We start from the raw sequence: 1,911 nt of genomic DNA on the forward strand, positions 1-1,911 counted from the left end.
AGTCGAGTGGGTAAGGCGGAATTTCACCCCAAACCCCTCACAGAACCGTACGTGAAACTCTCGCTTCATACGGCTCTTCTTATTCAGTCTTAACATCATAGCAGTTTAGATTTATTACTAATCTTACTTGATGTAGGTTGGACACCCCAGTTCCAGTGCGCAAACAGTCCAGGACTATTTTGTGCAATAAGGCATAGCCTATCAAAGGCTCTTGTCTTGTGGTGCCTAAACTTTTTGAACTTCTTGCGAACCCATTGTACGAGCTTTAGGTTTATCCTTTTCAACAGTTTGCGTAGCTCATAAGCATAGAATTTACCGTAGTAGTTAATCCACCCCTGAATTACAGGGTTCATCATTCTGGCAATTTCTTCTATGGTCATCGTAAACCAGTTTCGAGGATCCCAGCTTCTAATTCTGTCACCAATCTTTAATTTTGATGCATTGCTAACCGCTGGGTTAAATCCTGTAAAGTAAAGACCGTTGCTTTGGACAGAACGAGGTCTGAATGTAAACCCAAGAAAATCAAACTGGATAATCTTATGGAGTTTCCCCGTCCTTACCGTGTCCTTGCAATAAGCAATCTTCGTTTTCTCGACATTGAGTTCCAACTTGCATTCAGCAAACCGTTTCCTGATGGCTTCGTTAAGTCTCTCTGCCTGCATAATTGTCTTGCAATGGCAGATACAATCATCAGCATATCTTTCAAATGGGATTTCGGGATGTTCCCTGTCCATCCAAGTGTCGAATGCATAATGAAGAAATAGGTTGCTGAGCAATGGCCCAATTACTGAACCCTGCGGAACTCCCATACCTCTTTTTAACTCCGTACCATCATTCTTGATGTAGGGTACTTTAAGCCAACGCTTGATATAAAGCTCAATCCATTTGCAGTCGTTGTGCTTCTGCAATGCTTTCAGTAGAAGTTCGTGGTCAATAGTGTCGAAGTACTTGCTGATGTCTAAATCAACAACCCAATTGTAGCGAGTGCAACGCTTGCGTGCTGCTTCTACCGCTTGATGGGCTGACTTGTTCGGTCTAAAACCATACGAGTCCTTGTGAAAACTAGGTTCAATCTTCGGTTCTAACAAAAGAACCACTACCATTTGCGCTACCCTGTCACCTACAGTCGGTATTCCAAGTGGTCTTTTCCCTCCGTTAGACTTTGGTATCTCTACCAACTTAACGGGCGGTGGCAAATAGCAACCAGAACTCATTCGGTTCCAAATCTTGTAAAGATTTCCCCTGAGGTCTTGCTCAAAGTCCAAAATCGATACTTCATCAATCCCTGCAGCTCCCTGATTTGCTTTTACCCTCTTGAACGCTTCCATAACAAGTAGTTTGGAAATTTCAAATGACTTTGCGTTTTTCATTAAATCCTCCTAATTCTAATTAGTTGTTTAAATTAATTCGCTGAATAAGCTGACCCCTTCGCTCCACCTTCATTACAAAGGCTTCAACACTACTACGGGTCAGTCCGCCCCTGTGCCTAGCATCGATACTCTCATTCTCATAGGTTACACTACTTGAATTTCTCTCTTAGCATCTAGGCGACAGGTTCCCCTGTTCCTTGTAAACGCCTCTATATAAGTCTTGCCACCTCTATGCCGGATGCCATCTAAGCAGTAAACAGGTTGCTCTTAGATTTATCCCGGGGCAACTCGAAAACCCCGGTTCTGACATCATCTTTGCTCTTTCGACACTTCGCTGATGGTTCATTCAATTCAACTCTTATATAGTTACCTGACAGTTTCAACTGCCTTTTCCGTATCGCTCACGACCTTGGCTCTTTACCAAAGCCGCATACGGTGGTTTGAAACCTCCTCCTGCAAGGCGGTTTCGAGGGGCCCACCCTCATCATTCACAAAGCATCTAATCACTGTATTCAGCCAGTAATTAGTTCAGGGCACACTC

At 43.6% G+C, this 1,911-nt stretch carries 1 protein-coding gene; it reads right to left on the reverse strand.

Annotated elements, in window-relative coordinates:
• Positions 1-95: 95 nt before the first annotated feature.
• Positions 96-1,370 carry a group II intron reverse transcriptase/maturase gene (gene ltrA, locus AC07XU_RS18315; protein ID WP_494945081.1) on the reverse strand — a complete coding sequence of 425 codons (1,275 nt, stop codon included), beginning with the start codon at positions 1,368-1,370 and terminating at the stop codon, positions 96-98.
• Positions 1,371-1,911: the final 541 nt, after the last annotated feature.

The sequence above is a fragment of the Pedobacter sp. GW456-11-11-14-TSB4 genome (assembly GCF_059424425.1).

Excerpts from the sequence above, each read along its gene's own strand:
- ltrA (WP_494945081.1), bottom strand. The coding sequence starts at position 1,370 with ATGAAAAACGCAAAGTCATTTGAAATTTCCAAACTACTTGTTATGGAA.